The organism is Bacillus sp. AFS098217 (genome assembly GCF_002551815.1).
Taxonomy (GTDB): Bacteria; Bacillota; Bacilli; order Bacillales; family Bacillaceae_G; genus Bacillus_A.
Window position 1 is genome coordinate 1 of sequence record NZ_NVPR01000116.1, and the last position, 5501, is coordinate 5501.

The window sequence follows — 5501 nt, forward strand, 5'->3', positions numbered from 1 at the left end:
GGACAATATATACAAAATCCTTCTAAATCTTATAAGCAAGTGAAGATGTCAGATATGGAACGTATACACCATACGAACAATTGGCAGTTCTTACAAATCGGTTAGGCTATGCCTAACCGAAATTCATCCCTACCTTACCACTGGGCTCTTGCCCGTCACGGGCTTGAAGATGGGGACTTCTTTAAACTTGTTACTAGTTTATAAACGAGGAGATATAAAGAGTATATTCCTACATAAGCCCCCGTGGTGAGAAATAATGGATTCAACAAAATAGCGTGTATGGTTGTCATAAATACTAAACCACGTATTAACACATCGTATATGTGTAAAGCAATTATAGTACCGAGTATATACAAAGAGCAGTATGCACAAACGTCTAAAACAATACGGATTTTAGGATGTACTGCAAATAAAAGAAAAAGAAATGATAAAACAATAGGAAGCAAACCTATGATAAGCTTCAATTCATTTCACCTCTATGACAATATTGCCGAAATTTAGGCAGTCTATTCTCAATGGCTTGTACATAAGTTGAAATAGAGAGGGTGATGTTATGAATCGAGGCTTTTTTTATGTGAAATTAACAAGTGTACGCAAGTTAATCTTATTTATTATCATTACGGTGCTAGCGACTTTTTTTCTTATTAGTATGTTAGTTACTTCAATGAAAGAAACAAAGTCAACGTATTTATATAATTGGTTGAATGAGTTATCGATGAATGGGTATATGTATGTGATTGGAAAGGAAAATCATTATTTTACACAAGAATATCGAAATTTAAACCAAGAGTTTTCAATTTCATCATTTCTATTTTCGGTGGCGACGAATATTCGTTTTGATGATGTACGTAGCTTTGTTGGGAAAGAACTTCCGGGCTTTGGAAAGTACGATACGGAAATCGTTATCGCTGGTGAAGGGACGAACTATTCTAATTTACCGATAGAATCGAGTGTTCCGCTTGAAGAAGTCGTGAAAGAGCGGACAGGAGAAATAGGACAAGCTCCTAAGAAGGATGCAAATCAAGAAAAGAAACAACCAGCTCAAACAACAGGGAAAAGACAAGTTGCTTTTATTTATCATACGCATAGTTGGGAGTCATTTTTACCATTATTAAATTTGACAAATGATCCAGATCCGAATAAGGCCACGAGCTCTGTGACGAATATTTCTATACTTGGGGAACGATTCCGTGAACAATTAGAAAACGAAGGGATAGGAGCCGTTGATGATAAAACAGATGTCGGGAAAAAGTTGATTAGTAATGGATTAAATAGTAACAGTTCTTATAAAGTGTCTCGAGAAATTGTACAGGAAGCAATGACGAGTAATAAAGAATTACAATACTTTTTTGATTTGCACCGAGATAGTGCTCGGAAAAATGTTACAACAAAAACAATTGGGGATAAATCGTATGCGAAACTTGCTTTTGTAATTGGAAAAGGGAATAAAAATTATGAGAAAAACCTGCAATTAGCAACCGCGCTACATGAAGCGATTAATGCGAAATATCCTGGAGTAAGCCGTGGGGTTATTCAAAAGGGATTTCAAACTGGAAACGGTGTTTACAATCAAGACTTATCAGGACAAGCGATTTTAATTGAGGTGGGAGGTGTAGATAATACATCTGAAGAATTAAATCGTTCAATTGATGCGCTTGCCAAGGCGTTTAGTGAATATTTTTGGCAAGCTGAGAAGGTGAATGGATAAACGTAAGCTTGATGCTTACGTTCTTTTTTTGCTTAAAAAAGAACAAAGGGAAGATTATCTTTATTCTACTGTTGCGAGCAATAAGCTTCTTATCTCAAATTTAAGGGGGAATGAAAAGTTCACTTTATTAACACAATTTTTCTTTCATTATACTAATATCGAAATTTGTCTATTTATCCTGAAGAAAATAGAAAGGGATTTTCTAATAAAATATCGAAATTTTCTTTATAAATAAAATTTTTATACTATAAAAATTGATAGGGTGGTAGGGATGATTCGAGAAATTCGAGTAGAGGACGCAGCAGCATTTTTACAATTAGGAAAACGATTGGACGAAGAAACGATCTTCATGCTATTAGAACCAGGTGAACGGAATACGACAGTAGAGCAACAAGCGAAGATGATTCAACGTTTTATAGAAAATAATAATTCTACAATATTTGTAGCCACTCATGAAGAACAAGTGGTAGGGTTCATTTTAGCTAACGGCGGGAATGTGCAAAGAAAAAAGCATGTTGCAACAATTGTGATTGGGATTTTACAAGAATATAGTGGCCAAGGTATTGGAACATCTTTGTTTAAAGAAATAGAAAACTGGGCAAAATTACATGATGTATGGCGTTTGGAATTAACAGTAATGGCCCACAATACAAGAGCGCAGGCACTATATAGAAAAGCGGGGTTTGAACAAGAAGGTGTCAAGAAAGCTTCTCTTATCATCGATGGAAAGAATGTCGATGAGTATTATATGGCCAAATTATTAAAATAAGAGGTCGTTTTATGAAAAAAAGATGGGCACTACTGAGTGTCGTAGTAGTTGTGATTGTAGTAGCAGGCATGAATTATAAAATGTATAAGGATAAGCAGGCGCAAGAAGTCAATGCTAGTGTAGCGTTTCCAAAAGAACAAGAAACCATTACTAAAATGGAAGGAGATATTGCGGTTGTAAATAATCCTGATTCCATACTTGTACTTGTAAATAAAAACAGACGGTTACCAGATCGCTATAAACCGCAAGATTTAGTCATTCCGAAAGTACGTTACTCGAATGAAGGAGATCAAGAGAAGAAGAAGATGCGGAAAGAAGCGGCTGTGGCGCTTGAGAAAATGTTTCAGCAAGGAGATCAGGAGCGGATTTTTCTCTTTGCAGTCTCTGGCTTCAGATCTTTTGACCGGCAAAAAGCATTAAATACAATGTACAAAATACAAGATGGGGAAGCGAAAACAGCGATGTCTAGTGCGGTTCCAGGAACGAGTGAACATCAGACGGGACTTGCAATGGATATTACATCACAATCTGCTAAATTCCAATTAGAGTCTATTTTTGGTGATACAAAAGAAGGGAAATGGCTTGCTCAAAATGCACATAAGTTTGGATTTGTTATTCGGTATACAAAAGAGAAAGAATCTATTACTGGTTATCGGTATGAGCCTTGGCACGTACGGTATGTAGGGAATCCGCAGGCTACGTATTTATATGAGAATCAACTCACCTTAGAAGAGGCAATGAAGTAATCAATTGAGGGGAGACGGATCAGATGGTGATGTTATATAAGAAAAAGGCATACGCATATATTACAAGGGAAAAGGAAGGCATGATGCAATTACTTGTTTTTACACATCGTGATATGCCAGAAGCAGGTATACAAGTTCCGGGCGGTACAGTTAATGAAGGAGAAAAATTAGAAATAGCACTACTGCGCGAAGTGATGGAAGAGTCAGGACTGCGTCATTTGTGCATAGAACGTTTCATTGATGATTATATTATCTACGTGAAAGAAAAGCAGGAGTATCAAAAATGCCACTTCTTTCATATTTCTTTACTAACGGACGTTAAGGATACATGGGAACATATAGTAAGTGCGGGAGAGGAAGATGAGGGCCTGACATTTTGTTATAAATGGATGGATATAACAAAATGTCCTATGTTAGCAGGGAAACAGGGTGAATTTGTACATTTGCTAGAAGAGATGTATGTGAAATGAAAATTTGTTTATACACTAAAAACGTTTTAGACGGATTTTGTTCGTCTAAGACGTTTTTTATTTTCATTGAAATGGAAGGTTTTTGAAAGTGAAAGTTGAAATTCTAAGTAGAGTTTTTATTTGTCGAAACGAGGAGAGAGCGAAATGATTAAAGTTAATAAGTAATAAGATAAGATTTGAAACTAGGGAAGAACTAGTAAGGGGAGAAATTTGATGGAGATTCAATTTAATAAACTATTAAAAAAAGAATTAACAATTCATGATATACAAACAGCGATGGAAAATGGGGAATTTACTTCGAAAGAGCTAGTTATGTATTATCTTCATAGGATAGCAAAGTATGATCAAGACGGTCCGAAAATAAATTCTATCCTAGAAATCAATCCAGATGCAATTTTTATTGCGGAAGGATTAGATCATGAAAGAAAGATAAAGGGTGTTAGGGGGCCTTTACATGGCATTCCTGTTCTCTTAAAAGATAATATCGAAACAAAGGATTCTATGCATACAAGTGCAGGGACAATTGCTCTTGAAAATTATGTGAGTAGTCAAGATGCATTTCTTGTTGAAAAACTACGTGAAGCGGGTGCAGTCATATTGGGGAAGGCGAATATGACAGAATTAGCAAATGGAATGTCTTTTGAAATATGGGCTGGATATAGTTCAAGAGGAGGCCAAGTTATTAACCCATATGGCTCAGGTGATGATAACCTTTTCGTTGGTGGCTCGAGTACAGGATCGGCAGTAGCTGTTGCTGCAAATTTTACCGTTTTATCTGTTGGGACAGAAACGGATGCTTCTATTTTAAGCCCAGCCGTTCAGAACTCTGTAGTTGGTATTAAGCCTACTGTTGGTTTAATAAGCCGAAGAGGGATTATACCTTTCACATATGCACAAGATACAGCGGGACCATTTGCTAGAACAGTAACAGACGTGGCAATTCTATTAAGTAGTTTAGCAGGGATAGACCAGCTTGATCCTGCAACTTATAAAAGTAAAGGGAGAGTTCCGCAAGATTATACAATGTATTTAGAGTCTAATGGTTTAAGAGGAGCTAAGATTGGCGTATTTAACAAAGCACCTGTAGACTATTATGAATCTGGCGAGTATGATGAAGAGCTATTTCAGAATGTGATACAAACATTGCAGGATGAAGGAGCGGCAGTAATAGAAGATATAGATATTCCGTCTTTTCATAGGGAATGGAGCTGGGGAGTTGTATTGTATGAATTAAAGCATAGCTTGGATAACTATCTTTCTAAGTTACCTCCAAGTATTCCGGTGCATTCTATTTCTGAATTAATAGAATTTAATAAAAGTATAGAAGAAAAAGCATTAAAATATGGGCAAAATAAGTTGGAATTAAGAAAGGATTTTCCTAATACGTTAAGAAATCATGAGTATTTAAATGCAAGGTTAGAAGATTTATATTTTTCCCAGGAGCAAGGAATTGATCTTTCCTTAAAGAAATACGATCTTGATGCTATTCTTTTTCCTTCATATATAGGGTCAACAATATGTGCCAAAGCTGGTTATCCTTCTATAGCGGTACCAGCTGGATATATGAAAAGCGGAAGGCCTTTTGGAATTACTTTGGCAAGTACCGCTTTTAGCGAAGGGACTTTAATTAAGCTTGCATATGCGTTTGAACAAGCTACAAAGCATAGAAGAACTCCGAATTTATCGTAAATATATATACATCAATTAAAAAACCGACATCCCCCCCTCTTTTTAGGTGGGAGAGAGCATCTGGCCATGCATAGAAGCGGTCAGTGCCTTTTTCTGCCACATGCGAAGTAAAAACAGAA

General features: G+C 36.3%; 6 protein-coding genes. 5 read left to right on the forward strand and 1 reads right to left on the reverse strand.

What is annotated here, in order from left to right; translation table 11 throughout:
* Window positions 1–155 precede the first annotated feature (155 nt).
* The gene (locus COO03_RS27845) at window positions 156–464 is read right to left on the reverse strand and encodes a hypothetical protein (RefSeq protein ID WP_097899376.1); all 309 of its coding nucleotides are present in this window, start codon (window positions 462–464) and stop codon (window positions 156–158) included.
* 89 nt (window positions 465–553) lie between these two features.
* Between COO03_RS27845 and spoIIP the strand changes: the two genes are divergently transcribed.
* The 5 genes from spoIIP (at window position 554) to COO03_RS23250 (ending at window position 5382) form a co-directional block, all read left to right on the forward strand.
* Window positions 554–1708, forward strand: coding sequence for a stage II sporulation protein P (gene spoIIP / locus COO03_RS23225; protein ID WP_097899377.1), 1155 nt, complete (start codon window positions 554–556; stop codon window positions 1706–1708).
* Window positions 1709–1979: 271 nt separating this feature from the next.
* Entirely contained in the window at window positions 1980–2477 is a 498-nt protein-coding gene (locus COO03_RS23235; RefSeq protein WP_097899379.1) for a GNAT family N-acetyltransferase, read from the forward strand.
* A gap of 11 nt (window positions 2478–2488) precedes the next feature.
* A complete protein-coding gene (locus COO03_RS23240) occupies window positions 2489–3223 on the forward strand; it encodes a M15 family metallopeptidase (protein WP_097899380.1) in 735 nt (244 codons plus the stop codon).
* Between the two features lie 23 nt (window positions 3224–3246).
* Window positions 3247–3693, forward strand: coding sequence for an NUDIX hydrolase (locus COO03_RS23245; protein WP_097899381.1), 447 nt, complete (start codon window positions 3247–3249; stop codon window positions 3691–3693).
* A gap of 213 nt (window positions 3694–3906) precedes the next feature.
* Window positions 3907–5382, forward strand: a complete 1476-nt coding sequence (locus COO03_RS23250) for an amidase family protein (RefSeq protein ID WP_097899382.1) — start codon at window positions 3907–3909, stop codon at window positions 5380–5382.
* Window positions 5383–5501 lie beyond the last annotated feature (119 nt).